The sequence below is a fragment of the Streptomyces sp. SudanB52_2052 genome (assembly GCF_964272415.1).
In the GTDB taxonomy this organism is placed as follows: domain Bacteria; phylum Actinomycetota; class Actinomycetes; order Streptomycetales; family Streptomycetaceae; genus Streptomyces; species Streptomyces olindensis.
Window position 1 is genome coordinate 5,834,943 of record NZ_OZ186796.1, and the last position, 26,099, is coordinate 5,861,041.

Annotated in this window: 29 protein-coding genes and 3 pseudogenes; 21 read left to right on the plus strand and 11 right to left on the minus strand. The window is 69.5% G+C overall.

From position 1 onward, the window contains the following. Positions 1-10: 10 nt before the first annotated feature. From ACSUPV_RS26105 to ACSUPV_RS26115, 3 genes are all read left to right on the plus strand, one after another. Entirely contained in the window at positions 11-913 is a 903-nt protein-coding gene (locus tag ACSUPV_RS26105) for a ribokinase (RefSeq protein WP_436948661.1), read from the plus strand. Continuing rightward, the gene (gene rbsD, locus ACSUPV_RS26110) at positions 910-1,299 is read left to right on the plus strand and encodes a D-ribose pyranase (RefSeq protein WP_436948662.1); all 390 of its coding nucleotides are present in this window, start codon (positions 910-912) and stop codon (positions 1,297-1,299) included. Before ACSUPV_RS26105 ends, rbsD begins: the two co-directional genes overlap by 4 nt. A 243-nt stretch (positions 1,300-1,542) precedes the next feature. Then, complete coding sequence (locus ACSUPV_RS26115) at positions 1,543-2,055, plus strand: hypothetical protein (protein ID WP_436948663.1); 513 nt, start codon at positions 1,543-1,545, stop codon at positions 2,053-2,055. Here the strand turns inward: ACSUPV_RS26115 and ACSUPV_RS26120 are convergent. Together ACSUPV_RS26120 and ACSUPV_RS26125 are read right to left on the minus strand one after the other, a co-directional pair. After that, a pseudogene (locus ACSUPV_RS26120) lies at positions 2,009-2,417 on the minus strand (GNAT family N-acetyltransferase). The gene ACSUPV_RS26115 and the pseudogene ACSUPV_RS26120 overlap by 47 nt on opposite strands. An 8-nt stretch (positions 2,418-2,425) precedes the next feature. Further along, complete coding sequence (locus ACSUPV_RS26125) at positions 2,426-2,839, minus strand: cytidine deaminase family protein (RefSeq protein ID WP_436948664.1); 414 nt, start codon at positions 2,837-2,839, stop codon at positions 2,426-2,428. Between the two features lie 162 nt (positions 2,840-3,001). Here ACSUPV_RS26125 and ACSUPV_RS26130 point away from each other — a divergent pair, with 162 nt between their 5' ends. The 6 genes from ACSUPV_RS26130 to ACSUPV_RS26155 all read left to right on the plus strand — a co-directional run bounded on the left by ACSUPV_RS26130 (position 3,002) and on the right by ACSUPV_RS26155 (position 8,480). Beyond that, positions 3,002-3,949, plus strand: coding sequence for a GNAT family N-acetyltransferase (locus ACSUPV_RS26130; protein ID WP_436948665.1), 948 nt, complete (start codon positions 3,002-3,004; stop codon positions 3,947-3,949). A gap of 99 nt (positions 3,950-4,048) precedes the next feature. Next, positions 4,049-4,375, plus strand: coding sequence for a hypothetical protein (locus tag ACSUPV_RS26135; protein WP_010046599.1), 327 nt, complete (start codon positions 4,049-4,051; stop codon positions 4,373-4,375). Positions 4,376-4,473: 98 nt separating this feature from the next. After that, positions 4,474-4,788, plus strand: coding sequence for a pore-forming ESAT-6 family protein (locus tag ACSUPV_RS26140; RefSeq protein ID WP_031114159.1), 315 nt, complete (start codon positions 4,474-4,476; stop codon positions 4,786-4,788). Positions 4,789-4,845: 57 nt separating this feature from the next. Further along, positions 4,846-5,232 (plus strand): DUF6507 family protein, encoded by a 387-nt coding sequence (locus ACSUPV_RS26145; protein WP_382609444.1) that lies wholly within the window; start codon positions 4,846-4,848, stop codon positions 5,230-5,232. Beyond that, a complete protein-coding gene (locus tag ACSUPV_RS26150) occupies positions 5,229-7,829 on the plus strand; it encodes a hypothetical protein (protein WP_436948666.1) in 2,601 nt (866 codons plus the stop codon). The genes ACSUPV_RS26145 and ACSUPV_RS26150 overlap by 4 nt, the downstream gene beginning before the upstream one ends. Before the next feature lie 9 nt (positions 7,830-7,838). Further along, positions 7,839-8,480: a hypothetical protein gene (locus ACSUPV_RS26155; RefSeq protein ID WP_359789908.1), complete on the plus strand. Its 642-nt coding sequence runs from the start codon at positions 7,839-7,841 to the stop codon at positions 8,478-8,480. 243 nt (positions 8,481-8,723) lie between these two features. Here ACSUPV_RS26155 and ACSUPV_RS26160 read toward each other — a convergent pair. Beyond that, positions 8,724-9,011: pseudogene (locus ACSUPV_RS26160) on the minus strand (transposase); the annotation flags it as partial. Between the two features lie 417 nt (positions 9,012-9,428). Here ACSUPV_RS26160 and ACSUPV_RS26165 point away from each other — a divergent pair. From ACSUPV_RS26165 to ACSUPV_RS26175, 3 genes are read left to right on the plus strand one after another with little or no spacing between them, the layout of a single operon-like run. Then, a complete protein-coding gene (locus ACSUPV_RS26165; protein WP_031121098.1) occupies positions 9,429-9,797 on the plus strand; it encodes a toxin-antitoxin system YwqK family antitoxin in 369 nt (122 codons plus the stop codon). A gap of 42 nt (positions 9,798-9,839) precedes the next feature. Next, positions 9,840-10,346 carry a hypothetical protein gene (locus ACSUPV_RS26170; protein ID WP_051649117.1) on the plus strand — a complete coding sequence of 169 codons (507 nt, stop codon included), beginning with the start codon at positions 9,840-9,842 and terminating at the stop codon, positions 10,344-10,346. 42 nt (positions 10,347-10,388) lie between these two features. Beyond that, positions 10,389-11,027 carry a pentapeptide repeat-containing protein gene (locus ACSUPV_RS26175; RefSeq protein ID WP_078650972.1) on the plus strand — a complete coding sequence of 213 codons (639 nt, stop codon included), beginning with the start codon at positions 10,389-10,391 and terminating at the stop codon, positions 11,025-11,027. 15 nt (positions 11,028-11,042) lie between these two features. Here the strand turns inward: ACSUPV_RS26175 and ACSUPV_RS26180 are convergent, their stop codons facing one another. Together ACSUPV_RS26180 and ACSUPV_RS26185 are read right to left on the minus strand one after the other, a co-directional pair. Next, positions 11,043-11,306, minus strand: a complete 264-nt coding sequence (locus ACSUPV_RS26180; protein ID WP_436948667.1) for a hypothetical protein — start codon at positions 11,304-11,306, stop codon at positions 11,043-11,045. Between the two features lie 94 nt (positions 11,307-11,400). After that, positions 11,401-12,279 carry a helix-turn-helix transcriptional regulator gene (locus ACSUPV_RS26185; RefSeq protein ID WP_436948668.1) on the minus strand — a complete coding sequence of 293 codons (879 nt, stop codon included), beginning with the start codon at positions 12,277-12,279 and terminating at the stop codon, positions 11,401-11,403. A gap of 165 nt (positions 12,280-12,444) precedes the next feature. On the opposite strand from ACSUPV_RS26185, the pseudogene ACSUPV_RS26190 reads away from it, so the two are divergent. Both ACSUPV_RS26190 and ACSUPV_RS26195 read left to right on the plus strand, forming a co-directional pair. Then, positions 12,445-12,804, plus strand: a pseudogene (locus ACSUPV_RS26190) (SDR family NAD(P)-dependent oxidoreductase); the annotation flags it as partial. 76 nt (positions 12,805-12,880) lie between these two features. Next, on the plus strand, positions 12,881-13,375 hold the full coding sequence (locus tag ACSUPV_RS26195; protein ID WP_436948669.1) for a hypothetical protein: 495 nt from the start codon (positions 12,881-12,883) through the stop codon (positions 13,373-13,375). Here ACSUPV_RS26195 and ACSUPV_RS26200 read toward each other — a convergent pair. Continuing rightward, positions 13,357-13,653, minus strand: a complete 297-nt coding sequence (locus ACSUPV_RS26200) for a hypothetical protein (RefSeq protein WP_436948670.1) — start codon at positions 13,651-13,653, stop codon at positions 13,357-13,359. The two genes, ACSUPV_RS26195 and ACSUPV_RS26200, sit on opposite strands and share 19 nt — an antisense overlap. Continuing rightward, positions 13,653-13,877 carry a hypothetical protein gene (locus ACSUPV_RS26205; protein WP_037766010.1) on the minus strand — a complete coding sequence of 75 codons (225 nt, stop codon included), beginning with the start codon at positions 13,875-13,877 and terminating at the stop codon, positions 13,653-13,655. Before ACSUPV_RS26205 ends, ACSUPV_RS26200 begins: the two co-directional genes overlap by 1 nt. A 129-nt stretch (positions 13,878-14,006) precedes the next feature. On the opposite strand from ACSUPV_RS26205, the gene ACSUPV_RS26210 reads away from it, so the two are divergent. Both ACSUPV_RS26210 and ACSUPV_RS26215 read left to right on the plus strand, forming a co-directional pair. After that, on the plus strand, positions 14,007-14,831 hold the full coding sequence (locus tag ACSUPV_RS26210; RefSeq protein ID WP_436948671.1) for a helix-turn-helix domain-containing protein: 825 nt from the start codon (positions 14,007-14,009) through the stop codon (positions 14,829-14,831). Beyond that, the gene (locus ACSUPV_RS26215; RefSeq protein WP_078650969.1) at positions 14,818-15,030 is read left to right on the plus strand and encodes a DUF397 domain-containing protein; all 213 of its coding nucleotides are present in this window, start codon (positions 14,818-14,820) and stop codon (positions 15,028-15,030) included. The genes ACSUPV_RS26210 and ACSUPV_RS26215 overlap by 14 nt, the downstream gene beginning before the upstream one ends. On the opposite strand, the gene ACSUPV_RS26220 is transcribed toward ACSUPV_RS26215, so the two are convergent. After that, positions 15,008-15,178 (minus strand): hypothetical protein, encoded by a 171-nt coding sequence (locus ACSUPV_RS26220; protein WP_157993107.1) that lies wholly within the window; start codon positions 15,176-15,178, stop codon positions 15,008-15,010. The genes ACSUPV_RS26215 and ACSUPV_RS26220 overlap by 23 nt on opposite strands. Positions 15,179-15,704: 526 nt before the next feature. Between ACSUPV_RS26220 and recD2 the strand changes: the two genes are divergently transcribed. Together recD2 and ACSUPV_RS26230 are read left to right on the plus strand one after the other, a co-directional pair. Further along, complete coding sequence (gene recD2, locus ACSUPV_RS26225; RefSeq protein WP_037766052.1) at positions 15,705-17,987, plus strand: SF1B family DNA helicase RecD2; 2,283 nt, start codon at positions 15,705-15,707, stop codon at positions 17,985-17,987. Positions 17,988-18,165: 178 nt separating this feature from the next. After that, positions 18,166-19,455 carry a citrate synthase gene (locus tag ACSUPV_RS26230; RefSeq protein WP_031121088.1) on the plus strand — a complete coding sequence of 430 codons (1,290 nt, stop codon included), beginning with the start codon at positions 18,166-18,168 and terminating at the stop codon, positions 19,453-19,455. A gap of 619 nt (positions 19,456-20,074) precedes the next feature. Here ACSUPV_RS26230 and ACSUPV_RS26235 read toward each other — a convergent pair. After that, positions 20,075-22,315, minus strand: coding sequence for a heavy metal translocating P-type ATPase (locus ACSUPV_RS26235; RefSeq protein ID WP_382609421.1), 2,241 nt, complete (start codon positions 22,313-22,315; stop codon positions 20,075-20,077). A gap of 142 nt (positions 22,316-22,457) precedes the next feature. Beyond that, the gene (locus ACSUPV_RS26240) at positions 22,458-22,697 is read right to left on the minus strand and encodes a heavy-metal-associated domain-containing protein (RefSeq protein WP_031121085.1); all 240 of its coding nucleotides are present in this window, start codon (positions 22,695-22,697) and stop codon (positions 22,458-22,460) included. Positions 22,698-22,877: 180 nt separating this feature from the next. On the opposite strand from ACSUPV_RS26240, the gene ACSUPV_RS26245 reads away from it, so the two are divergent. After that, the gene (locus ACSUPV_RS26245) at positions 22,878-23,921 is read left to right on the plus strand and encodes a zinc-dependent alcohol dehydrogenase family protein (RefSeq protein ID WP_359789917.1); all 1,044 of its coding nucleotides are present in this window, start codon (positions 22,878-22,880) and stop codon (positions 23,919-23,921) included. A gap of 61 nt (positions 23,922-23,982) precedes the next feature. On the opposite strand, the gene ACSUPV_RS26250 is transcribed toward ACSUPV_RS26245, so the two are convergent. Then, the gene (locus tag ACSUPV_RS26250) at positions 23,983-24,162 is read right to left on the minus strand and encodes a hypothetical protein (protein ID WP_078650967.1); all 180 of its coding nucleotides are present in this window, start codon (positions 24,160-24,162) and stop codon (positions 23,983-23,985) included. 89 nt (positions 24,163-24,251) lie between these two features. Here ACSUPV_RS26250 and iolC point away from each other — a divergent pair, with 89 nt between their 5' ends. Both iolC and ACSUPV_RS26260 read left to right on the plus strand, forming a co-directional pair. Further along, complete coding sequence (iolC, locus tag ACSUPV_RS26255) at positions 24,252-25,202, plus strand: 5-dehydro-2-deoxygluconokinase (protein ID WP_037765995.1); 951 nt, start codon at positions 24,252-24,254, stop codon at positions 25,200-25,202. Then, positions 25,199-26,089, plus strand: a complete 891-nt coding sequence (locus tag ACSUPV_RS26260) for a Cgl0159 family (beta/alpha)8-fold protein (RefSeq protein ID WP_037765993.1) — start codon at positions 25,199-25,201, stop codon at positions 26,087-26,089. The genes iolC and ACSUPV_RS26260 overlap by 4 nt, the downstream gene beginning before the upstream one ends. Positions 26,090-26,099: the final 10 nt, after the last annotated feature.

Consider the following 26,099-nt stretch of genomic DNA (forward strand, 5'->3'; position numbering starts at 1 on the left):
GAGACAACTCATGTACGACTACGACCTCCTGGTCGTGGGGTCGGCCAACGCCGACCTGGTGATCGGAGTGGAGCGCCGGCCCGGTGCCGGCGAGACCGTGCTCGGCTCCGACCTGGCCGTCCACCCGGGCGGCAAGGGCGCGAACCAGGCGGTCGCCGCCGCCCGGCTCGGCGCCCGTACGGCACTGCTGGCCCGCGTCGGCGACGACGACCACGGGCGGCTGCTGCTGGACTCGCAGCGGGAGGCCGGCGTCGACACGGTGGGCGTCCTGGTGGGCGACGCACCGACCGGCGTCGCCCTGATCACGGTCGACCCGTCCGGGGACAACAGCATCGTCGTCTCGCCGGGCGCCAACGGCCGGCTGACCCCCCAGGACGTGAGCGCCGCCGGGTGCCTGTTCCAGAGCTCCAAGGTGGTCTCGACGCAACTGGAGATCCCGCTGGAAACGGTGGTGGAGGTCGTACGGAACCTGGCACCGGACAGCCGCTTCGTCCTGAACCCCTCCCCGCCGCGCCCCCTCCCGGCGGAGGTGCTGGCGGCCTGCGACCCGCTCATCGTCAACGAGCACGAGGCCAAGGTGATCCTGGGCGACTCGGCCGTCGGGGACACCCCCGAGGACTGGGCGCGGATCCTGCTCGCGAAGGGCCCGCGGTCGGTGGTGGTGACGCTGGGCTCGGAGGGCGCGCTGGTGGCGTCGGCGGAGGGCGTCTTGCGTGTCGCGTCCGTGAAGGTGCACGCGGTGGACACCACGGGCGCGGGCGACGCGTTCACCGCCGCGCTGGCCTACCGGCTGGGGGCGGGCGAGCCCCTGGCGGAGGCGGCGGCGTACGCGGCGCGGGTCGGCGCGGCGACGGTGACGAAGGAGGGCGCGCAGGCGTCCTTCCCGACGGCGGAGGAGGTCGCCCAGCTGTGAAGAAGGCCGGAATACTCAACCGTCACCTCGCCGGAGCACTGGCCGAACTCGGCCACGGCGACGGCGTACTCGTCTGCGACGCGGGCATGCCCATCCCGGACGGCCCCCGCGTGGTGGACCTGGCCTTCCGGGCCGGAGTACCGGCGTTCGCGGAGGTCCTGGAAGGGCTGCTGGCCGAGCTGGTGGTCGAGGGGGCGACGGCGGCGGAGGAGGTACGGCGGGCCAACCCGCAGGCCGCGAAACTCCTGCACGGGCACTTCCCCGCACTGGACCTCGTCCCGCACGAGCGGCTCAAGGAACTGTCGGCGGGCGCCCGCCTGATCGTCCGCACGGGCGAGGCACGGCCGTACGCCAACGTCCTGCTGCGCTGCGGCGTCTTCTTCTGACCGCCGTCCACCGAGATGTGCGTCCACCGAGATGTTTCGAGGGGCCCGATCCGTCGACCGGGCCCCTCGGCTTTCCCCTCCCGTCAGAAACCCCCGCGATCCCCCCGGATCCCCCTCCAGAAGTCCTGACACCAAGTACGACTGCCAAAGGACGGGAAGGGTTGCACGGCCGGGTAAGAAATTCTTGCCGGATCCTTACGGATCCCCGCGCCGGGGCCGGAACAGGTGCCCTAGGTTGACGGAATGGGCCTCTTCGACAAGCTGACCGGAACCCAACATCCCGACGACGGTGTCGTTCCGCGCCCGGTCGAGGAGGTGCGGGCGGCCCTGCTCGCTCTCAACGGGCCCGACGTGCCGTATGCCGTGCTCGTCGGGGCCGCGGAGGGCGCCGACGTCGTGGCGGAGTGGCGGCTGGCCGAGACCGCCTGGCAGAACCTCTTCATCCGTTCCCAGCTCAGCCGTGCCGTCCGGTTCCGGATGCGCTTCGTCGACGCCGAGCACGAGGTGCGCGTCGTCGAGGAGGGGCGGGAGGTCACCCGGGTCGGGAACCCGCCGAGGCTGAGCATCTCCCGGCAGTACACGCGCGGGCCGGACCGGACCGTCACCCGCCACTACACCCTCGGTCGCGGGGAGAGCGGCCGCCTCGAAGCCACGGAGACCTTCCGCTTCGACAGCGCCGAACTGCGCGATCCCCTGCGGGACACCGTCCTCACGTCGGGCTGGACGTGGCGGGGCGTGGTGTTCGGCAGACTGTGAGCACGCGGGTGAGTCCGCCGTCGTCCTCCACGATGTCCCGGACGTGCGCGAACCCGAGCCGGCCCAGCAGCCGCAGCGAAGCCTCGTTCCGCGCGTCCACGGTCGCGTGCACCTCGGTGAGCCCGAGGGTCTCGAAGCCGTACGCCACGAGCGCCTCGGCCAGCTCCGTCCCGAGCCCGCCGCCCCAGGCCTCGGGGGACAGGGCGTAGATGATCTCGTGGCCGTCGACCTGGTCGGTCCGCTTGATCTCGGCGTGCCCGATCAGCCGCCCGGGTGTCCTGGAACAGGGCGACGAAGCCGTCTTCGTCGTCCGGGGCGTAGGGGGTGAGGAGGAGGCGGCGAGTGCGCAGGGCCGGGGGCAGGACGGCGCTCACTCGACGCCGCCGAACTGATCGGCCCAGACGTAGCTCTCGGGCAGCAGCTCCTTGACCGGAACGGCCCGGACCCCGTCCCCCGTGCCGACGATGACTTCGACGGCGGGAAAGTAGTCGAGAAGAACCTGCCGGCAACGCCCGCACGGCGGCACGACCCCCCGGCCGCGGTCGCCCACGGCGACGACGGTGTCCAGCTCGTACACGCCCTGAGCGGCCGCCACGCCGATGAGCGTCAACTCGGCGCAGGGCCCTCCGGTGAAGTGGTAGACGTTCACCGCGGTCACGATCCGCCCGTCCCGGGCACGCCCCGCGGCGGCCATGGTGTGCCTCTCGCCCCGACACCGCGTACGGGCGACGTCCGCCGCGGCCCGGACGAGCTCATGGTCGACGGGGAGGGTCTGCGTGGTCATCGGCCCTGCTTTCGTCTTTCATCGGAGTCAATTCGTCTGAGTCAAGGGGACGTTGACCCGAGCGGCCGGGGTCGTGCAACCGGAAATCGGCGAGTCACGACGGGGCCAAGGGCGGGAAAAGCCGGTCGACAGCACGAGCGAGATCGGCGCAGGATCCGGTGCATGTCCGCTCCTCCACGACTGCGGCTCCCGCCGGGCTACCGCAGCCGACCGGCGACCCTCACCGACGTCCCCGCGATCCACCACATCGTCGCCACCTGCGAGCGCGACCTGCACGGGCGCGTCGACACGGCAGCCGACGGCATCGCCGTCGACCTGGCACGACCCGGCCTGGACCCGGAGTCCGACACACTGCTCGTGCACGACGCCGGTGGAGCACCGGCCGGCTGGGCCTGGGTGCACGGAGGCCGCCGCAGCATGATCGACGTCCACCCCGACCACCGTGGGAAGGGGCTGGGCAGCGCGCTGCTCGCCTGGGCCGAGGAACGTGCCCGCCGGGCGGGCAGCGCACGGCTGGCCCAGACGCTCCCCGACGGCGACCGGACGGCCGCCGCGCTGCTGCTCTCCCGCCGGTACCAGCCGTACATCACCCAGTGGCTGCTGCGGATCGACATGCCCGGCGAACCCGAGGTCCCCGAGGCACCGCCCGGCATCACGGTGCGACCGTTCAGACCCGGTGACGAGCGGGCGGCGTACCGGCTCACCGAAGACGCCTTCGACGAGTGGCAGCAGCGCCGCAAGCCCTACGTGGAGTGGGCCCGCCTGACGGTCGAACGCCCCACGTTCGCACCGGCCCTGTCACCCGTGGCGTTCGCCGACGGCCGGATGGTAGGCGCGGTCCTGTCGCTGTACGTGCCGGACTCCGACGAGGGCTACATCGACCGCGTCGCGGTACGCCGTGACCACCGCGACCGCGGCATCGCCCGCTCACTCCTGCGCGAGGCGTTCCACGGTTTCTGGCTGCGCGGCCGGCGCTCGTGCGCGCTCTGGACCCACTCGGCGACCGGCGCCCTGTCGCTGTACGAGCGGGTGGGCATGACGGTCGCGCAAGGCTCGACGGTCTTCAGCAAGGCACTCGACGACGATGGGGATGCTGTGGCGGGGCTGTGACGATGAGGCTGTTGCGACTGTTATCGCAAACTGTGAACATGGTGGGGGCGGAAACGCTCACAGAGACCAATGAGAAGCCGGGGGAGGCGAGTTAGCGCGATGAAGTTCGACATGGGCGCGCAGACGCTGTCGACGTTGCAGCGTGATACGCGTGGTTCGACGGACGACCTGGGTGGTCTGGTCCGGCAGTTGGTGGCGGCGGCGCAGCCGTTGGAGGGTAAGTTCAACGGTTCGGGTCGTGTGATGTTCGACCAGTTCAAGGCGCGGGCGGACCGTATCGCGTCGGATCTGAACTCGTCGCTGTCGGCGATCCTGGGCGGTCAGTCCGGGATGGACTCGGCGTTCTCCTCGGGTGACCAGGAGCAGGGCGACAACGCGCGTCAGCAGATGTCGGCGGCGAACTTCGACGCCGCGCGTTTCCGCTGAGTTCTTCCGGCGTTTGAGCGCTGTCGGCGTGCGAGCGCTGTGGGCGTTGCGCCGGTTCGGTTTCTGGTTGTGTTTCGTTTCTCGGGGAGTGGTGTGTGATGGCGGGTGCGGGTTCGGATCGCCGGTCGTATGACACGGGTGCGTCGGCGGATGCGCAGTCGAACATCCAGGGGGTGATCGGCCGTCTGGAGTCGCTGATCACCGAGCGTGACAAGCAGGTGAAGGCGGCGATGGCCGACTTCACGGCGGATGGTGTGGCGGATGAGTACCACGGCAAGGAACAGCGGTGGAACAACGCCTCGCAAGAGGTGAAGAACATTATTCATCTGCTGAAGACGACGCTGGAGAAGAACGACGGCACGGCGCAGTCGACGATTCAGCGTGCGAAGGCGGCGGTGGACAACATCGGCTGAGTCTGCCGCTGTTGTTCTGTCAGGTTGTTCGTTGATTGTGCGTGACGGGGGTTTTCGGTGCCCGGCTGGGATTTGAAGCCGCAGGGTATTTCGCATGTGCTGAAGACGACGGGTGAGGCGGCGTCGAAGCTGGAGAAGTACGCGACGGCGTTCGGTGAGCATCTGACGTCGGCGGCGTCCAGCGCGGGCACCGTGTCCGCCGAGGGCGGTGGTGAGGGCGGCGAGAAGGCGCAGGGCGGCCTGGTCGCTTTGGCGTTGTCGCAGTTCGCGGAGCGTGCGACGAAGGATCTGAAGTTCGTCGCGGCGCGGGCGGGTAAGTCGTTGCAGGGCGCGGTGGATGCGACCACGGCGTATCTGAACGGTGATGAGGAGATGGCGGCGGAGGCGCAGCGCAAGACGCTGCAGGCTCCGGTGGTGGATCTGCCGGGAGTCGGTAAGCGGTGATCCAGCCGGAGAAGATCCCCCAGTTCACCGGAAATCTCGAGCAGCTGGAGACGGACTACGCGGATCTGAAGAAGGACGCGGGTCATGTCCGGGATGCCGGTGGTGACATCCACTCGCGGTTCCAGGGGTTGTCGGCGTTCTACCACGCTCCGGAGGCGGAGCAGCTGTTCGCGACGACGAAGCCGGTGAAGGAGAAGGCGGACGCCTTCGCCGACGACCTGGAGAAGGTCTCGGGCGCGCTGTCGTCGTACGCCACTGAAATCCGTCCGCTGGTGGCGAAGCTGAAGCAGCTGAAGACGGACGCGGCGGCCTTTGTCTCCTCGGTCAAGGATGATGACGAGTGGGAGTACGACGAGGACAAGGTCGACGAGCACAACAAGCTGCGTGATGAGATCACCGCGACGGTCGCGGCGTTCTGGGCGGCGGAGCGGACCTGCCACAACAAGATCACTGCGTTGTGGGGCGGGACGCAGATGGTGGCCGGGGATGGTTCGGACAAGAAGAACCAGTACGGCTTCAACGCCGAGGACATGAAGAACGCGAAGCTTCCCTGGGGTGACCCGGTGGAGGAGAAGCACCACTGGTACGAGGTCGGCCACTGGGTGAAGTCGTTCGTGTGGGACGGCCTGATCGTGGACGGTGTGTGGGGCACGATCAAGGGTCTGGGCACGCTGGTGGGCTTTGGTGGCTGGGAGGCGATGGGGCAGGCGTGGAAGGGCCTGGCCCAGCTGGCGACCGGTCTGGTCATCACGGCGATTCCGGGGGCGCAGGCGTGGTTCTGGACGGCGTCGGACAAGGACATGCCGTCCTGGCTGCGTGACTCGCGCACGGCGATGAAGGAGACCGGCAAGGCGCTGGTGGCGTGGGACCAGTGGGGCAAGAACCCCGCCCGCGCCGCGGGTGCGGTCACCTTCAACGTTCTGACCACGGTCTTCACCGGCGGCGCCGGCGCGGCCGCCTCGGGTGCGGGCAAGGCGGGCGCGGTCGCCAAGGCCCTGTCGGTGGCGGGCAAGGCGGGCCGGGTGATCGACCCGATGACCTACATCGCCAAGGGCGCGGGCGCCGGTCTGTCGAAGATCGGCGACATCACCAAGGGTTTGAAGGGCGTCGGCAACATCGACATCCCCGCCCTGCCCGAGAACGCGGTCACCCTGCCCGAGGGCACGGTCAGACTCCCCGACGGCACGGTACGGCTGCCCGAGGGCGCGGCCCTCCCGGACGGCGCCACGACACTGCCCGACGGCAACGTGCGGCTGCCCGACGACGCCCCGGCCCTGCCCGAGGGCACCACGAAACTCCCCACCGAGGACGGCGCCCCGGCGCGCTACTACGACCCGGACGGCAACATCCTCGACGAGCACGGCAACGTCCTGCAGCACGCCCAGGACGGCCCCGGCGACATCGTCGACCAGCCCGACACGGGCAACCCGGCCGCCGGCGCGGACGCCCCGCGCGTGGACTCCCCCGCCCACGAACCGGCCCTGGTCGGCGCGGGCACCCACACCGCGGAACAGGCGGGGCAGCACATCCGCTTGGGCGACAGCCTCGACAACAATCTCGGCCATGTCGGCCGGGTCGGCGACGACGTACCCACGACACCAGCCGTCCAGGCGGGCGGCGATGTGCCGACCGTCCACGCGGGCGGTGATCTGCCACACGCCGGTGGAGCGGGCGACAACCTGCCCGGCGGCAGCGCAGGCAATCACCTGCCGGGAGGAAGCGCCGACCACATGCCCAGCGGGACAGCCCACGAGCACGGTGCCGGACCTTCGGCGAGTCACGAAACGCCCCACACTGAACACATTGGGCACGACGACCATCCTCAAGAAATAGGTCATGCTGCTCCGGCAGGCGGATCCATCGAAGTACCGACCAGAGGGCAGGGCGGAGGGCCCCCGGGAGAAGGAAACGGTGGGTTTGGCCACAGCCACGAGCCGCAAAGGGTGGACTACAGCGAGGGAGATGAGAGGGCATCGGTGCCGACGGGGCGCATGCAGCCGGACCAGGAGGCATCGGTCGCTGAGCAGCTCGCAGCCGCAAAGATGGCACCGCAAGACATCGAGAAATCCCTCGCCGGACTCCGCAAGAGTGAGTACGGCGCTGGAATTGCCAAGCACATCAGCAATGGAAATCTGGCTGATGTTCCCGGATACGCGGACCTCCTGTCCCAGTGCAAGCAAGTCAGTAAGGGCAGCGACATGACGCCAGCTGTCTATATGGCGATGGAGCATGCAACCGATCTGCAAGCTCGCGGCGTTGAGGGGCTGGGTCTCGAACTGAAAAAACCAGAGGTCGGTCTTGATTTGGATGTGTTGGTCCGGTCCGGCGACCGAATTGAGTACGGTGTTCAGCTCAAGGACGTGAAGAGCGCGACGGGAATAAATAGCGCGACGAAAGGTATAGCTGCGAAGCAGTTGAGGGGGCCCATTGATGGTCAGAAAGTGGCCATATTGGACGTCCATGACACCAAAGCGGCGCTCACCAGCGAAATTTTGGAGCGCGTTGCTGCCCGCGCTAATATGACGGAGGCTACTTTCGTCCTGCGATTCGAGGATGGCTCGATCACCGTTCCGGCCAACGGTCCTACGTACCCGTAAGGAAAGTTCATGTCCATGCTCATGCGCGCGCCCCGTGAATGCGCGTCCTGGTTCTGGGATTTGGAGGACTACGCGCCGCCCGGGTTGCAGTCTGCGCTCACGACCGCTGCCAAGATGTCCGCTGTCCTGCGGAAACATGGCCTGTTGGAGCCGGACAACTTGGAATGGCCGTGGTTCATTCCTGGGCTGGGCGGTGCGCCTGTCCTGACGCGTCTGCATCTCATGCGACCGCTTGACGATGAACAGACAATCCAGCGCGTCCAAGAAATGCGTCCTGTTGGCTTCCCGAAAGCCGTAGAAGGCGACCTTCTCGTTGCGGGGTCCGGTGTATGGCTCGATGAACACGGTGCACCGCGCCGTGAGTACCGGCTCGTGGAACTGACGGTCTCGCCGGAACATCTTGGCCTGTCGGCTGAGGTTTCCGTCTTCCATGACGTCTGGGGCCCGTTCGACTTCCGTGGCACGCCGCATCCGGAAGTGCATCGGCAGAACGCTCCGCGGCTTGCTGCTGCCCTGAAAGAGCTGGAGGCGTTGCTGGGAGTGCAGGCGGAGCCCGGTGAGCCGACGTATTTCGGGAGGGCCTTGGGGTACGGGGTCGACGAGCCTGTGGTCGTGGACGGACGTGGGCCGGACCTGACCGATCAATTGTGAGGGTCAGGCCTCGCGGCTGGGAGCCACGAGGAGGCGTGAAAAGCCTTGCGATTCGCGGCACGGCGATGAAGAACCCTGCCCGCGCCGCCGGAGAGATCACCTTCAATGTCCTGACCCCGGTCCTCACCGGCTGCGACTGGCGCTGGTGATCGCTGCGGCCATCGTGTGGACACGACGTGGGCTTTGGAGACGACGTCATCCGCGTGCCGGACCACACACGACGCAGCGTCGTCCTCCATTCCGTCACCCGGCGAGGGTGAGATTGTGCAGGCGGGCGATGCCGAGCATGGCCTGATGCACGCCGTCGCCTTTGAGGCGGCAGTCGCGCAGGATCTTCCAGGTCTTCATACGGGCGAAGGCGTGCTCGACGCGGGCGCGGACTTTGCGGTGTGAGGCGTTGTGCTCCTCCTTCCAGGCCACAAGTTCGCTCTGGCCGGGTTCGCGGCGGTGCGGGATGACCAGGCCGGTGCCGCGGTAGCCGCCGTCCGCGATGACCGTGGTCTTGCCAACTGCGGCCTTCGCGCCAGACCTATGACGCCGTGATGGAAGCTGCCCGGACGCAGAAAACGCAGCGAGCTTTGAGCCCCTGGACGTCGGCGACAACGCCACGTACCACGCCGGGTTGGCCTGGCTGGAGCGTCTGCGGTCGGCGCACGACCGCGGGTTGTCGCCATCGGCGGCCCTGGCCGAGTTGTCGGCGACGTCTGACACGAGCGCAGGCCGAGTGGATCCGACGCGTGCACCACGCACCGCCGCCCTTGCTGTACTACGCGACCGACCGCAGGACTGACGGCTGTTGTCCCCTTCGGCGCAAACCTTTGGTACAGGACCATTCGGTGGCTGACATGGTTACGACGCCTGAGCTGGGCCCGTTCGACAGGCTGCTCGGTACGGACTTCGACGGTCGGCCGGTCGATGACATGGAGGACGTCATCTGTGGTAGTGGACATGCGACGTATTGACATCGATGACGACGAGGTCGACATCGGCTTCGATCACCGGTTGCTCTATGCCGGACAGCCCTACACAGGGGAGGCGGTGGAGTACTTGGCCGGTCGTCTAGTGAGCCTTGCGACTTACACGGAGGGGCTCAAGGACGGCCCTTACCGTGAGTGGTACAGGGACGGCAAACTCCGGGCCGAGGGAATGATGCACATGGGATTCGTGTCAGGAGAATTCAAGCGTTGGCACCCCAACGGAGTCCTAGCAAAACGCATGATCAATAGCGAGGACGGAAAAGTTCCTATTGCTGAATACGAGTGGGATGAGGAAGGTCGCCCCACGCGCGCTTGGGAGCGCAGGAACCGCAATCAGTGAAGTAACGAGGTCTACACGGCAAACGGCCCTCGGTTGGCGGCGGTGCTGAGCGAGCTGTCCGAGGTTCTCGCGTCGGAGAGGGATCCAGACGACCTGACGTACTTCGCGAAGCCCACTTACGAAACCGTCATTGCGTGTGCACGCGATCCGAAGCGGGCGCCGTGGTACGACATCCTTATCGAGCGCAAGTTCTCCGTCGACAACACTTTCGCGCAGTTGTCGCTGGCCGTGTGTGACAGCGACGATCTTGCGCGGAAGAAGGGAACCTGGGAGCTGAGGACCGAGGCCTTTCGGGCGCTGGTGGGGATCGCGGACCGGGAGTACTTCGACGAGAAACTGGCGGACCTGCTGAGCAAGGAGATGGTCGAACTCTCCTCGACGACATTTCGGGAGGGCGTCGGCCGAGGTGTGACCCAGCTGGCTGAGCGCCGCCGGCAGAGGCTCGACCTGACCACCCAGCTCGTCGATTTCGCCGCGGCGGTGGCGACCGTCGACGGGCCGGCTATCGTGCAGTACTCGCGAGCTGCCGACGGCGCTGGCGTCCCGTGACGGCAAGACCTCTCTGTGACGAAGGAGTTGTAGCCACCCGTGATGCGCCGTCGCAGGGTCGGACAATGGACTCCGGCTCGGTTTCCCGCCGACGATGTCGCGGTCCAGCGCCTGTGCGACTGGCTCAACGCGAGCGAGGGCGGACTGGACGCCGTCGGCCTTGATCTCAGCGGAGCGGATCTCTCGCACGGTGATCTCTCGGAATCGTGGTTCACCGATGCCAAGTTGAGGAACTGCAACCTGACGGGCGCGGAGTTGTACCGCTCGGATGCTCAAGGGGCCGACTTGGAAGGGGCCGACCTGACGGCCGCCTCCCTCGTGCGCGTCAACCTTGATGACGCGGTGCTGCGGTATGCGACGCTCGACCGTGCCAATCTGGTAAAGGCATCACTGTGCGGCGTCGATGCATTTGGCGCCCACTGTCGAGGCACCCGTTTCATGGGATCCTCGCTGTTGGAGGTCGATTTCCGATCCGCAGATCTGAGAGATGCTGTGTTCGAGCGGAATTCGTTTCAAGTGACCGTCGATAACGGCACTCAGGTAGAGGGTGCATCAGGATCCGTTTTCGGGCCGGTAGTGCTTGTGGACGAGAGTTCCTCTCGAGAACTGTCCGGCCCGGAACTCCAGGCGTGGATCCGAGAGCGCGGCGGGAGACTGCACGTGGTGACCGGAGGGCGTTGACCTCGGTCCGAGACTTCAGGTGGGCAGGTCGTGGTCGCCGAAGGGGTGTCGGCAGCTGACTCGTTTGCATTTTCCCTGAGGGCCGCCGTGCTGGAAGCTAGGGCACGGGCAGGACAGACAGGGGATGGCGCCGTCCGGGTCGGGCGCCCAGCCGTTGTTCGTCAGCCGCGCTCGGGCGGTTTCCCGGATGCCGCGTACGTGGTCGTCGAGTCTGCGGAAGTCGGCCTCGTTCTCCTCGAAAGCCTTCTTCTGGGCGTCCGTCAGGTCGTATTGCTGCACGTTGCCCTCCCGAGGTGAGTGGCGGCGAGGGGTGTTTCGCCTCTTCGCCCCTACACCCACGATGGCCCGGCGGGCGTCTGCTCGCATGTCGAGCTCAGGGCTGGTGCGTCCGCAGGCTGTGAGCAGTACGGAGCCCTGTGATGCGGAGAAGGCCGAGCTTGTCCGCGTCGCTGCTTCCGGCCGCTGCCGTGTAGGTGACCATGCGCAGATCCGCGCCGGGGACGACGAGGACGTCGCAGTCGAGCCGGATGTCGCCGACCTGCGGGTGCCGGATCGTCTTCTGGTCGGTCGTGTGCTGGGTGGCGGTCGTCCGGGTGGCCCAGAGTTCGGCGAAGGCGTCGGACGTCTCTCGCAGTTCCCGCACGAGACGGTCGAGCCGGACGTCCGCAGGGTAGCGCGAGACGGCGTCCTTGAGGTCGGCCACGATCGACGCGGCGAAGGCGTCCTGTCCACGCTCGGACCGGACGGGAAGCATCGCGGCGTGAGCGGCTCCGTCTTCGAACAGGGCCCGGGCGAGGTTGCGTTCGGCGGCCGGGAGGACGGTGGGGTCGCCGTGCAGGGCGCTCCACGTGGTGTTCCACCACACCAGGGTCCAGTCGGCGGCGAACACCCCGATCGGAACGTCGCCCAGGCGCGCGGCGAGCCGTTGGATCCCCGGGGGCACATGGGGGTTGACCGTCCCGTCCCGGGGCGGCAGGAGCCCGGCACTCCGGTACAACTGGTCGCGCTCGGGCCGGGAGAGCTGAAGGGCACGGGCGAGGGCGCCGACGACCTGGGCCGAGGGGTTCTTCGCGCGTCCCTGCTCCAGACGCAGGACGTAGTCGACGGAGAGCCCGGCCAGTTGCGCCAGCTCCTCGCGGCGCAGCCCCGGGGCGCGACGGCCGTCCGTCACGGTGAAGCCGGCGTCGGCAGGGGAGAGGCGGTCGCGCCAGGCGCGCAGGAGTGCGGCGAACTCGGGCTGGGTGGAAGCCATGATTCATTCTCGCCGCGCGGCGCCGGACGAGCCTGGGTACTGCCGGTCCTAGTGACGGGGACGGCACTGGTCGGACGATGGCGTCAGCGGCGAACGTCGAGGTGCGCCCACCCGGGCGTCGTCGGCTGACCAGCCAAGGAGCCTGCCATGCAGCACACCATCGTGATGACCGGCGCGAGCGGCGGGATCGGCCGCATCGCCGCGGAGCACATCCTGCGCCGGTCGCCTGGCGCGCACCTGCTCGTCGTCGCCCGTGGTTTCTCCGGCGCGCGGCTCGCCGCGGAACTCGCAGCGGGCGGGCACACGGTCTCGCACCTCTCGGCGGACCTCGGCTCACTGGAGAGCGTCCGCTCGGCCGCCACCGAGATCCGTGACCGGCTCGACGGCGGTGGACTCCCGCCGCTGCGCGCCTTCGTGGGCAACGCGGGCACGCAGTACACGAACGCGTTGACCGAGGGACCCGATGGGTTCGAGTCCACCTTCGCCGTCAACGTGCTCGCCAACCACCTGTTCGTCCGCCTGCTCCAGGACCGTTTCACCGCTCCCGCCCGGATTGTGATCACCGCCAGCGACAACCCATTTCGGCGACTTCAAGCACAACATGGGCATGGTGCCGGGCCCGCTCTGGAAGTACCCCGACGTCCTCGCCCGCACGGGCGCCTTCCCCAGGGCCCACACCACGGCCGCCGGGCGCACGGCGTACTCCACCAGCAAGCTGGCCACCATCTACCTGGTGCACGAGTACGCGCGCCGGCTGCCGGCCGGGATCGACGCCGTCACCTACAACCCTGGGTTCGTCCCCGGCACCGGCCTCGCCCGCAACGCCGGCCCCCTGTCCCGGTTCGCCATGCGGCGCGTCCTGCCGTTGATGGCCCTCACGCCGTTCGCCAACAGCCGTGGCGTCGCAGGCCGCCACCTCGCCGACGTCGTTCTCGGTGCGACCGAGGCGCCGACCGGGTCCTACGTCGACCGGGGCAGCGCGGCCCGATCGTCGGAGGAGTCCTACGATCCGCAGCGCGAGCGCGAACTCTGGGACGCCGCCGAACGGTTCACTGCGGCGCACACCCGCTCGGTCCCTCAATCACCTTGCCGGTAACGACCTTTGTCCTCGGCGAGCCGTGCCCCTCTGCTCTCCGCGATCCGTGTGACGTCCCTGAGGGACTCGGTGAGCCGCTGGGCCAGATAGTGCAGCTCCGCGTTCGTCACCCGACGCTCCGCGAGAAGTGCGGCGGCATGGCCGAGAAGGTCCTCCGCCATGTCCAGCTGCACGGCTTCGATGTCGTCGGCCAGGCGTGAGACGTAGCCCGTCCCGTCGCCCACGAGGTAGCACGGCCTGCCCCCGGCCGTCGTCCAGGGCAGCAGGCGCCCGGCCATCACGCGCTCACCTCCGCCGCCAGGTAGGGGCGGACCAGTCGGTTGTCCTCTCCGCGCAGCGGACGCTCGTCCGGGCGGAGGGCACGGGCCACCGCGCCGGCCTTCTTGTCACCGCCGCGGCAGTACGGGCACGGGGGCGGTGCCGGGGATCGCCGTCGCCGTCCGCGGGGCGGGAACAGGACGCGGAGGAGCGGTTCGAGGGCCCGGGCGAGGAGGTCTGTCATGGGGTGTGCGCCTTCCACCTGCGGTGACTGCGTTCTGTGCTGAATCACTCACAGACTGGGGTCGGCCCTCGCTGCGCTGCCAGGGGCTGGAGCTTGACATCGCGCTTGTCAAGAAAAGGAGTTGGCCGCATGGACGAACGCCCACCGATTCGAACGCCGCGTCAGAAGTACGGGGAAGAACTGCGACTGAGGCGGACCGCCGCCCGGCTCACCCAGGAGGAACTGGGTGACCAGGTCGTCTGCTCACCCACGCTGATCAGCCATTTCGAGGCCGGGAGACGTCTTCCCAAGCCGGATGACGCGCAGCGGATCGATCGCGTCCTGGGAACGGACGGGTTCTTCGCGCGCTGGCTGGAGGACCTGGAGAACAAGTACGACCCCCGCTTCGCCGCCGCCGCGGAACTGGAGCGACAGGCAACGGTGATCCAGCAGTTCGCGCTCGCGCTGGTCCCCGGTCTGCTCCAGACACCCGATTACGCGCGGGCCGTGTTCGCCGCTTACCGTCCCAAGTCCACAGAGCAGGAACTTGACAGGCAAGTTGTCATTCGAACAGAGCGTGCCCGGCTCCTCGACGGCCCGTCGGCTCCCGTCGTCTGGACGCTCCTCGACGAGGCCGTGCTGCGACGCTCCGTGGGCGGCCCCCAGGTCATGGCGGAACAGCTGCACAAGATCGCGGACTTGGCCCGGGCACGACGTATCCGGCTGCATGTCCTTCCGTACCGCGTCGGTGCACATCCGCTCATGGAGAGCCTGCTCACGCTGATGAGCTTCGAGGACTCCGCACCGGTGGCGTACGTCGACGCGTTCGAGACCGGACGTCTGATGGACGATCCGGCGCTGGTGAGTACCTGTCAGACCGCCTACGCTCTGGCCCTGAGCGACGCGTTGTCGCAGCAGGAGTCACTGGCTCTCGTCAGGTCGGCAGCAGAGGAACACACGCATGGTCAGCAATGAGCGCACTGGGTGGTACAAGTCCAGTTACAGCGGCGGCAGTCAAGCCGAATGCCTCGAAGTCGCCCCCGGCCACCCCGACATACCCGTCCGCGACAGCAAAACCCCCCACAGCCCCATCCTGCTCCTCTCACCACCCTGCTGGACGGCGTTCGTCACCGCCGTGAAGCACGGGCACCTCACCGCCGCAAGCTGTAACTGACCAGCGACGCCCCGACCACCGACCCGAACGCCGGCAGCAGGAACTGCGCGAAGGCCTCCCAGCCCCACACGATCCCCGCGCACGCCGCCGTGATGTTGATGGCCAGGGACAAGATCCACAGGGCGACGCTCTGGGCCTGGGGTGACATCGTTCCTCGTCGTCATTCGGGTCCGGGGAGAAGGAAACGGGCGGAGTGGAATCAGCCCGGCCCCGGGCTCGGAAGGGGGCGGAATTCCGGCTCGGGGATCCGGCTCAAAGGGGGACTGCCGGGGGTGTTCTCGTGCCGCGCCGAAGGACCCGGTGCCACGACCGCGCGGTCTCCGGACAGCCCCGGAGCCACCACGAGCAGCGTCAACGTGCTGACGGCGCACAGGCCGACGAGAAGCGTCCCCGCGGTGTACGCGCGCCGAGGGGCGTGGGGGCCGGGGGGAGGCATCGGCATCACGGTCGCTCCGGAATCGAGTCCGCCCCCCTTTGATTCACGCCTGGATTCTCCCACGGGAAAGGAGCGCAAAAGGGGCAGCTCATATTCTTGAACTGTAAAGCTTCCGGTTTTCCTGTGAATCCGCCGTGAAACCTGAGCCCTTGTCCGCATACTGATCGGTCGCTTTATGGCGAGGTGATTCCGGTCCGTGGCCGCCGCCGCTGTCGTACCCGGGCGGTACGGTCGGATCATGACCGATCAGGCGGGGGCCTCCCAGGCGGGCGAGCGGCGACTGGCCACCCTGGAAGGCGTGCTCGAACGCATCACGTACGCCAACGAGGAGAACGGCTACACGGTCGCCCGGGTCGACACCGGCAGAGGCGCCGGCGACCTCCTCACGGTCGTCGGCGCGCTGCTCGGCGCCCAGGTCGGCGAGTCCCTGCGCATGGAGGGCCGCTGGGGCTCCCACCCGCAGTACGGCAAGCAGTTCCACGTGGAGAACTACACGACGGTCCTGCCGGCCACCGTCCAGGGCATCCGCCGCTACCTCGGCTCCGGCCTGGTCAAGGGCATCGGCCCGGTCTTCGCCGACCGCATCACGCAACACTTCGGGATGGACACCCTGAAGATCATCGAGGAGGAGCCCAAGCGGCTCATCGAGGTCCCCGGCCTCGGCCCGAAGCGCACGAAGAAGATCGCCGACGCCTGGGAGGAGCAGAAGGCCATCAAGGAGGTCATGCTCTTCCTCCAGACGGTCGAGGTGTCCACGTCCATCGCCGTGCGGATCTACAAGAAGTACGGCGACGCCTCCATCTCCGTGGTGAAGAACCAGCCCTACCGGCTCGCCGCCGACGTCTGGGGCATCGGCTTCCTCACCGCCGACAAGATCGCCCAGTCCGTCGGCATCCCGCACGACAGCCCGGAGCGCGTCAAAGCGGGCCTGCAGTACGCCCTGTCGCAGGCCACCGACCAGGGCAACTGCTACCTCCCCGAGGAGCGGCTGATCGCGGACGCGGTCAAGCTGCTCCAGGTCGACACCGGGCTCGTCATCGAGTGCCTCGCGGAACTGGCCGAGGTCCCCGAGGACGGCGGCGACCCCGGGGTCGTACGCGAGAAGGTCCCCGGGCCCGACGGCGGCTCGGAGCCGGTCACCGCCGTCTACCTCGTGCCCTTCCACCGCGCCGAACTCTCCCTCGCCGCCCAGCTGTTGCGCCTCCTGCGCACGGAAGAGGACCGCATGCCGGGCTTCCGGGCGGTGGCCTGGGACAAGGCCCTCGGCTGGCTGAGGACACGTACCGGCGTCGACCTCGCCCCCGAGCAGGAGGCCGCCGTCAAGCTGGCGCTGACCGAGAAGGTCGCCGTCCTCACCGGCGGCCCCGGCTGCGGCAAGTCCTTCACGGTCCGCTCGATCGTGGAGCTGGCCCGCGCCCGGAAGGCGAAGGTCGTGCTCGCGGCCCCGACCGGCCGGGCCGCCAAGCGCCTGGCGGAGCTCACCGGCGCCGAGGCCTCCACGGTCCACCGCCTGCTGGAGCTGAAGCCCGGCGGTGACGCGGCCTACGACCGGGACCGTCCGCTCGACGCGGACCTGGTGGTGGTCGACGAGGCGTCCATGCTGGACCTGCTCCTCGCCAACAAGCTGGTGAAGGCCGTCCCGCCGGGGGCGCACCTGCTGTTCGTCGGGGACGTGGACCAGCTGCCCAGCGTCGGCGCGGGCGAGGTCCTGCGCGACCTGCTGGCCGACGGCAGCCCGATCCCGGCCGTCCGCCTCACCCGGGTCTTCCGGCAGGCCCAGCAGTCCGGCGTGGTGACGAACGCGCACCGGATCAACGCCGGCCAACACCCCGTCACCGACGGCATGAGGGACTTCTTCCTCTTCGTCGAGGACGACACGGAGGCCGCCGGGCGGCTCACCGTGGACGTGGCGGCCCGTCGCATCCCGGCCAAGTTCGGCCTGGACCCGCGTCGGGACGTACAGGTCCTCGCCCCCATGCACCGCGGCCCGGCGGGCGCGGGCACGCTGAACGGCCTGCTCCAGCAGGCCGTCACCCCGGGCCGCCCCGACGTGCCCGAGAAGAGGTTCGGCGGACGGGTGTTCCGCGTCGGCGACAAGGTCACCCAGATTCGCAACAATTACGAGAAGGGCGAGAACGGGGTCTTCAACGGCACCGTGGGCGTGGTGACCTCGCTGGACCCGGTCGACCAGCGCCTGACGGTGCTGACGGACGAGGACGAGGAGGTTCCGTACGAGTTCGACGAGCTCGACGAGCTGGCCCACGCGTACGCCGTGACGATCCACCGCTCCCAGGGCAGCGAGTACCCGGCGGTGGTCATCCCGGTCACCACGGGCGCCTGGATGATGCTCCAGCGGAACCTGCTCTACACGGCGGTCACCCGGGCCAAGCAGCTGGTCGTCCTCGTCGGTTCGCGCAAGGCGATCGGCCAGGCGGTGCGCACGGTTTCGGCGGGCAGGAGGTGCACGGCACTCGACTTCCGGCTCGGTTCAACGAAAAATGATCGATCAAATGAGTCGTGAAGGTCACAAGCCACTTCCAGAAGGGGAACACAGGGGGCAGGATGAGCAAGTTGGCGGCACTCAGTGCCGTCAGTAGGCCCGATGGTCGACCCCGAGTGCACTCTCCTGAGCCAAGTGGGGGATGGTAGAGACAGTCAGGGCACCTCGAAGATGAGGCACAACGTCGGTGAGGGAAGACGTGAGCGACAACTCTGTAGTACTGCGGTACGGCGACGGCGAGTACACCTACCCGGTGATCGACAGCACCGTCGGTGACAAGGGCTTCGACATCGGAAAGCTCCGCGCCCAGACCGGTCTGGTGACGCTGGACAGCGGTTACGGCAACACCGCCGCGTACAAATCCGCCATTACCTACCTGGACGGCGAAGCGGGGATCCTGCGGTACCGCGGCTACCCGATCGAGCAGCTGGCCGAGCGCTCCACCTTCCTGGAGGTCGCCTACCTGCTGATCAACGGCGAGCTGCCGACCGTCGACCAGCTCTCGGCGTTCAAGAACGACATCACGCAGCACACCCTGCTGCACGAGGACGTCAAGAACTTCTACAAGGGCTTCCCGCGGGACGCCCACCCGATGGCCATGCTGTCCTCGGTCGTCTCGGCGCTGTCCACGTTCTACCAGGACAGCCACAACCCGTTCGACGAGCGCCAGCGCAACCTCTCCACCATCCGCCTGCTCGCGAAGCTTCCGACGATCGCGGCGTACGCGTACAAGAAGTCGATCGGTCACCCGTTCGTCTACCCGCGCAACGACCTCGGCTACGTCGAGAACTTCCTCCGCATGACCTTCTCGGTCCCCGCGCAGGAGTACGAGCTCGACCCGATCGTGGTCTCCGCGCTCGACAAGCTGCTGATCCTGCACGCGGACCACGAGCAGAACTGCTCGACCTCCACGGTCCGCCTGGTCGGCTCCTCGCAGGCGAACATGTTCGCCTCGATCTCCGCCGGCATCAACGCCCTGTGGGGCCCGCTGCACGGCGGCGCCAACCAGTCCGTGCTGGAGATGCTGGAGGGCATCCGCGACTCCGGCGGCGACGTGGACTCCTTCATCCGCAAGGTGAAGAACAAGGAGGACGGCGTCCGCCTGATGGGCTTCGGCCACCGGGTCTACAAGAACTTCGACCCGCGCGCCAAGATCATCAAGGCCGCCGCGCACGATGTGCTCTCCGCGCTCGGCAAGTCCGACGAGCTGCTGGACATCGCGCTGAAGCTGGAGGAGCACGCGCTCTCCGACGACTACTTCGTCTCGCGCAGCCTCTACCCGAACGTCGACTTCTACACGGGCCTGATCTACCGGGCCATGGGCTTCCCGACCGAGATGTTCACGGTCCTGTTCGCCCTCGGCCGGCTGCCGGGCTGGATCGCCCAGTGGCACGAGATGATCAAGGAGCCGGGCTCCCGCATCGGCCGTCCGCGCCAGATCTACACGGGCGTGGTCCAGCGCGACTTCGTTCCCGTCGAGGAGCGCTGAGCCGCAGTCCCGCTTCGGGCCCCCGTATCCGGCTGCCGGGTGCGGGGGCTTTCGCGTGCGCCGACAGCCTCCGGGGCGGGCGCGGGAAACGTAGAAGGCGCCCCGGAGCGCCGGTCCCCCCACGGGCCGACGACCAGGGCGCCTTCCCAGTCCCGGTTCGGATTCCCCCCACGGGATCCGGCCGGGCGTCTGTGAGGACAGCGCCTGAATCGCTGTGTGAGCACAACGAGCAAAACTCGCCGTACTCCTGTGTTGTGCGATCTGCCGGGACAGCGCACGCCCGGGAGGGCCGCTCAAAGCTTCCCGGTGTACGTGCCCCGGCAACGCATCTCTGGAGAAGTCCCCCAAGACATCTCCAGATGCCAGGTGGCGCCCCCCAAGACGCTCCCTGACATCGTCAACTTAGACCTTCGAACCCCTTGAATGGTTACGTTCACGTCACTGTGATCTGCGTCTCTTGCGTATGTCCGTTAGATACGCAAGAGCCCGGATATGGCGACCGGGGCTCAAGCGTAAGGATGATGCGCGAGCCTTGTGAAGAGCTTATGTGAGCCGGGCCCGGGACTCCAGAGGGGCTCAAATCACGTTCGCCGCGAACTTGGGGCGAATTCGGGCGATTTCACCGGAATGTCCGCAGTCGCAGACTGTTCGTGACGACGAAAACGGACGAGAAGGCCATCGCGGCCCCCGCGATCATCGGGTTGAGCAGGCCGGCGGCGGCCAGCGGCAGCGCCGCCACGTTGTAGCCGAAGGCCCACACGAGGTTGCCCTTGATCGTGGCCAGCGTCCGGCGGGACAGCCGGATCGCGTCCGCGGCCACCCGCAAGTCCCCGCGCACCAGCGTCAGATCGCCCGCCTCGATCGCCGCGTCCGTGCCGGTGCCCAGGGCCAGGCCCAGGTCGGCGGTGGCCAGCGCGGCCGCGTCGTTGACGCCGTCGCCCACCATGGCGACGACCCGGCCCTCGGCCTGCAGCCGCCGTACGGCGTCCACCTTGTCCTCGGGCAGGACCTCCGCCACCACCCGGTCGATCCCGACCGTGGCGGCCACCGCCTCGGCCACCGCCCGGTTGTCCCCGGTCAGCAGCACCGGCGTGAGCCCCAGCGCGCGCAGCTCGCGCACCGCCTCCGCGCTGGTCTCCTTCACCGCGTCCGCCACGGCCAGCACGGCCCGCGCCGCCCCGTCCCAGCCGACCAGCACCGCCGTACGCCCGGCGCGCTCCGCCTCGTCCCGCGCGCGGGCCAGCTCCGGCGGTACGACGTCGAAGAGCCGCCCCACGGCGACCTCACGGCCCTCCACACGCCCGCGTACGCCCCGCCCGGGGACGTTCCGGAACTCCTCGACCTCCGGGAGCCGCCCGGCCCTCTCCTCGGCGCCCAGGGCGATCGCGCGGGCCACCGGGTGCTCGGAGGCGTGCTCGACGGCGCCCGCGAGCCGCAGCGCCTGCTTCTCGTCCACGCCCTCGGCGACGTGGACCTCCTGGAGGGTCATCCGGCCGGTGGTGACCGTGCCGGTCTTGTCCAGGACGACCGTGTCGATCCGGCGCGTGGACTCCAGGACCTCCGGGCCCTTGATGAGGATGCCGAGCTGGGCGCCCCGGCCCGTGCCGACCATCAGCGCGGTCGGCGTGGCCAGGCCCAGGGCGCACGGGCAGGCGATGATCAGCACGGCGACGGCCGCGGTGAACGCGGCGACGCCGTCGCCGGTCAGTCCGAGCCACACCCCGGCCGTGGCGGCGGCGATCAGCAGCACGACCGGCACGAAGATCCCGGAGATCCGGTCGGCGAGCCGCTGCACCTCGGCCTTGCCGTTCTGCGCGTCCTCCACCAGCTTCGCCATCCGCGCGAGCTGCGTGTCGGCGCCGACCCGGGTCGCCTCGACGACGAGCCGGCCGCCCGCGTTGACCGTCGCGCCGGTGACCGTGTCCCCGGCCGTCACGTCCACCGGCACCGACTCGCCGGTCAGCATCGAGGCGTCCACCGCGGAGGCCCCCTCGACGACCGTGCCGTCGGTGGCGATCTTCTCGCCGGGCCGGACGACGAACCGGTCGCCGACGGCCAGCCGCTGCGCCGGGATCAGCACCTCGCGGCCGTCGCGGAGGACGGCCACTTCCTTGGCGCCCAGTTCCATCAGCGCCTTCAGGGCCGCCCCGGCGCGGCGCTTGGAGCGGGCCTCCAGGTAGCGGCCCAGCAGGATGAAGGCCGTGACGCCGGAGGCGACCTCCAGGTAGATCGAGGAGGCGCCGTCCCCGCGCGAGACGGTGAGCTCGAAGGGGTGCCGCATGCCGGGCATGCCCGCGTCACCCAGGAACAGCGCCCACAGGGACCAGCCGAACGCGGCCAGCGTGCCGAGGGAGACCAGCGTGTCCATGGTGGCGGCGCCGTGCCGGGCGTTCGTCCAGGCCGCACGGTGGAACGGCAGTCCGCCCCAGACGACGACCGGGGCGGCCAGGGTGAGCGAGAGCCACTGCCAGTTGTCGAACTGCAGCGCCGGGGCCATGGCCAGCAGGACCACCGGGACGGCCAGGGCGGCGGAGACGACGAGACGCCGGCGCAGCGCCGACAGCTCGGGATCCGCCTCCTCGGCCGCGGGCGCCTCCTCGCGCGGCGGCGCGGGCTCCTCGGCGGTGTACCCGGTCTTCACGACGGTGGCGATCAGGTCGGCGACCTCGGTGCCCGCGGGGTAGGTGACGCGGGCCTTCTCCGTCGCGTAGTTCACCGTGGCCGTGACGCCGTCCATGCGGTTGAGCTTCTTCTCGACGCGGGCCGCGCAGGAGGCGCAGGTCATCCCGCCGATGAGCAGCTCGACCTCGGCGAGGGCGGGCTCGGGGTCCGTCGGCGCCTTGGCGGTGGTGCTGGTCATGTCCGTACTCCAGGAGGTGCGGGGCGCCCGGGGAGCGGAACGGGCCGTACGGGCCGGGGCGGCGGCGTGTACGGCCCGTACCCGGGTACGAGTGCCAGGACTGGTGGCTCTCAGACCTGGCTGGTCGCCGGACCCGGCCGGCTCAGGCCCGGCCGGCCAGTTCGTAGCCGGCCTCGTCGACGGCGGCGCGTACGGCCTCGTCGTCGAGCGGGGCCGCCGAGACGACGGTGACCTCGCCGGTCGAGGCGACGGCCGTCACGGAACTGACGCCGGAGAGCTGGGAGAGCTCGCCGGACACGGCGCCCTCGCAGTGGCCGCAGCTCATGCCGCTCACCTTGTAGACGGTGGTGACGGAGCCCGTGGTATCGGTCTGGGCGGTCATGTCGTAACTCCTCGTCGAGGCAAGTGGGGCTGTGGGGGCCTGTGAGACCCCACCTCTCCAACTGTACCCCTAGGGGGTATCACTGCACGACGTCGCCACCACACCGGTTAGCGTCTGACTGCCCGGGAGCGAAGACGTCCAGCGGCCCGGGCGCGACAACGAACGGAAGGCGGGTGGGCCATGCGGGCCGTGGTGTTCGAGCGGTACGGCGAGACGGCCGAGGTGCGGGAGGTCGCCGATCCGGAGCCGGCGGAGCACGGGGTCGTCGTGCGGGTCGAGGCCACGGGGCTGTGCCGCAGCGACTGGCACGGCTGGCAGGGGCACGACCCCGACATCGCCCTGCCGCACGTGCCCGGGCACGAACTCGCCGGGATCGTCGAGGCGGTGGGCGCCCGGGTGGGACGGTGGCGGCCCGGCGACCGGGTCACCGTGCCGTTCATCTGCGCCTGCGGTACCTGTCCGTCCTGCGCGGCCGGGGACCACCAGGTGTGCGAGCGGCAGACCCAGCCCGGTTTCACGCACTGGGGCTCCTTCGCCCAGTACGTGGCGCTGGACCACGCCGACGTGAACCTCGTGGCGCTGCCCGAGGACCTGTCCTTCACGACGGCGGCCTCCCTCGGCTGCCGGTTCGCCACGGCGTACCGGGCGGTGGTGCGGCAGGGCCGGGTCGCGGCGGGGGAGTGGGTCGCGGTGCACGGCTGCGGCGGGGTCGGGCTGTCGGCGGTGATGATCGCGGCGGCGTCGGGCGCCCGGGTCGTGGCCGTCGACGTGTCGGCCGGGGCCCTGGACCTGGCGCGGAAGTTCGGCGCGGCGCGGTGCGTGGACGCGCGAGCCGTGCCGGACACCGCGGCGGCGGTCCGCGACCTCACCGGCGGTGGCGCCCACCTCTCGCTCGACGCCCTCGGTTCGCCCGCCACCTGCGCGGCCTCCGTGAACGGCCTGCGCCGCCGCGGCCGGCACGTCCAGGTCGGCCTGCTGCCCTCGCCGGACGGTACGACCCCCGTGCCGATGGCCCGCGCGATCGCCCTGGAGCTCGAACTCCTCGGCAGCCACGGTATGGCCGCGCACGCCTACCCGCCGATGCTGGAGCTGGTCCGCAGCGGTGTGCTGCGCCCCGACCTGCTCGTGACGTCCACGATCCCGCTGCACGAGGCCCCGTCCGCGCTGGCCGCGATGGGAACGGCGCCGGGAGCGGGGGCGACGGTCATCGAGCCGTGGAGCTGATGCGCCGGCGGACAACCGTGCCCCACGCGATGGTGGGGCACGAGGTCGGAGCGGGGGCGGATCAGTCGGCTCTTCGGGTGCGGTTGCCGGACCGAGCGGCGACCCAGGCCCGGACGGTGTCGGCGTACCAGTAGGGCTTGCCGCCCTCGACGTGGTCGGGCGGGGGCAGCAGGCCGTGCTTGCGGTAGGAGGGCGCCTTGACGCGGGAACACGGACCAGGTCGCGTCGAAAGCGCTGTCATGATCTGGTCCGAATGTCCGGACAAAACATTGACAGGGCTTCGTGAAGGGGGCTACAAAGCCGGGGAGAGCCGACACCGAGGGGACACCGATGGCGTACGACCTGATCACCATGGGGCGGATCGGAGTGGATCTGTACCCGCTCCAGACGGGCGTCCCGCTGCCGCAGGTCACGTCCTTCGGCAAGTTCCTCGGCGGCTCGGCGAGCAACGTCGCGGTCGCCGCGGCCCGCCTGGGACGGCGGACCGCGCTGATCACCCGCACCGGCGACGACCCCTTCGGCGCCTACCTCCACGAAGCCCTGAAGGACTTCGGCGTGGACGACCGCTGGGTCACCCCGGTGCCCGGCCTGCCCACCCCGGTCACCTTCTGCGAGATCTTCCCGCCGGACGACTTCCCGCTGTACTTCTACCGGCAGCCCAAGGCCCCCGACCTGGAGATCGACGCCCACGAGCTCGACCTCGACGCCATCCGCGAGGCCCGCGTCTTCTGGATCACCGGCACCGGCCTGAGCGAGGAACCCAGCCGCACGGCGACCCTCGCGGCCCTCGCCCACCGCGCCAAGTCCGGCACGACGGTCTTCGACCTCGACTGGCGCCCCATGTTCTGGACCGACCCGGAGGCGGCCCGCCCCTTCTACGAGGAGGCCCTGCGCCACACCACCGTCGCCGTCGGCAACCTCGACGAGGTGGAGGTCGCCACGGGCGTGCGCGAACCCCACGCCGCCGCCCGCGCCCTCCTGGACGCCGGGGTCGAACTGGCCGTCGTCAAGCAGGGCCCCAAGGGCGTCCTCGCGGTGAACAGCGCCGGGGAGAGCGCCGAGGTCCCGCCGCTGCCGGTGAACGTCCTCAACGGCCTCGGCGCCGGCGACGCCTTCGGCGGCTGTCTCGTCCACGGCCTGCTGGCCGGCTGGGACCTGGAGAAGACCATGCGGCACGCCAACGCCGCCGGCGCCATCGTCGCCTCCCGCCTGGAGTGCTCCTCCGCGATGCCCACCCCGGCCGAGATCGAGGCGGCCGTCACCGCGGGGGCCGTCCAGTGACCGTCGACGTCTTGGAACTCGTCCGCCTGCGCAGCCACCGCCCGGAGGCGATCGCCGAGGCCGCCGCCCGCCGCACCCGGCGCCCGCTGCTGAACGACAACGGCCGGCTGATGATCGTCGCCGCCGACCACCCGGCCCGCGGCGCCCTGGGCGTCGGCGGCCGCAGCATGGCCATGGCCAACCGCGCCGACCTCCTCGAACGCCTCTGCCTGGCCCTGTCCCGGCCCGGCGTGGACGGCGTCCTCGCCACCGCCGACATCCTCGACGACCTGCTGCTGCTCGGCGCGCTCGACGGCAAGGTCGTCATGGGCTCGATGAACCGCGGCGGCCTCCAGGGCGCCCGCTTCGAACTCGACGACCGCTTCACCGGCCACCGCCCCGAGGACATCGAGCGCCTCGGCTTCGACGCGGGCAAGCTGCTGCTGCGCATCGACTACGACGACCCGGGCTCGCTGACCACCCTGGAGTCCACCGCCCGGGCCGTCGACGCCATGGCCGCCCGCAAGCTCCCCGTGTTCGTCGAGCCGTTCATCAGCCGCCGCGACGAGACGGGCCGGCTGCGCAACGACCTGTCCGCCGAGGCCGTCACCCGGTCGATCGCCATCGCCTCGGGCCTCGGCGGCAGCTCCGCCTACACGTGGCTGAAGGTGCCGGTCACCGACAACCCCGACGACATGGCCGAGGTCATGGCCGCCTCCACACTGCCCGCCGTGCTGCTCGGCGGCGAGGTCGGAGGCTCCGCCGAGGAGCAGGCCGGGGCGTACGAGAAGTGGCGCGGCGCCCTCCAACTGCCCACCGTGCGCGGGCTGGTGGTGGGCCGCTCGTTGCTGTACCCGGCGGACGGTGACGTGGCCGCCGCCGTGGACACCGCCGTAGGACTGCTGTGAGGGCCGCTTC